The 566-nt window shown below is 39.2% G+C and carries 1 protein-coding gene; it reads left to right on the top strand.

Going from position 1 to position 566, the window contains the following annotated elements; all coding sequences use genetic code 11:
* Positions 1–566, top strand: a 566-nt coding sequence (locus SORDD16_RS09950; protein WP_164966526.1) for a transposase, incomplete at both ends; no start/stop codon positions are given.

The following is a 566-nucleotide window of genomic DNA, read 5'->3' as shown; positions in this document are numbered from 1 at the left end:
AAAAAGCGTCGTTTCAAGTGCTATCAGTGTTCGAAAATGATGGTCGCTGAGACTTCTCTCGTCAAAAAAAATCACCAAATCCCTCGTATTATCAACCAAAAAATTGCTCAAAAGTTGATTGAAAAGACTTCTATGACCGATATTGCTCATCAGCTGGCTATTTCAACTTCAACTGTCATTCGCAAGCTCAATGACTTCCGTTTTAATCATGATTTTTCTCGTCTTCCAGAGATTATGTCTTGGGACGAGTATGCCTTCACTAAGGGAAAGATGAGCTTTATTGCTCAGGACTTTGAAAAACTCGATATCATCACTGTTCTTGAAGGCAGGACACAAACTATCATCCGAAATTACTTTCTTCGCTACGATAGAACCGTTCGTTGCCAGGTGAAAATCATTACAATGGATATGTTTAGTCCCTACTATGCCTTAGCTAAACAGCTTTTTCCATGTGCTAAAATCGTTCTAGATCGTTTTCATATTGTCCAACATCTCAGCCGTGCTATGAGTCGTGTTCGTGTCCAAATCATGAATCAATTTGAGCGAAAATCCCATGAATACAGGCT

It is taken from the genome of Streptococcus oralis (genome assembly GCF_001578945.1).
In the GTDB taxonomy this organism is placed as follows: domain Bacteria; phylum Bacillota; class Bacilli; order Lactobacillales; family Streptococcaceae; genus Streptococcus; species Streptococcus oralis_Q.
Note: the sequence above shows the minus strand (reverse complement) of the source record. Positions and strands in the feature narration are given on the sequence as shown.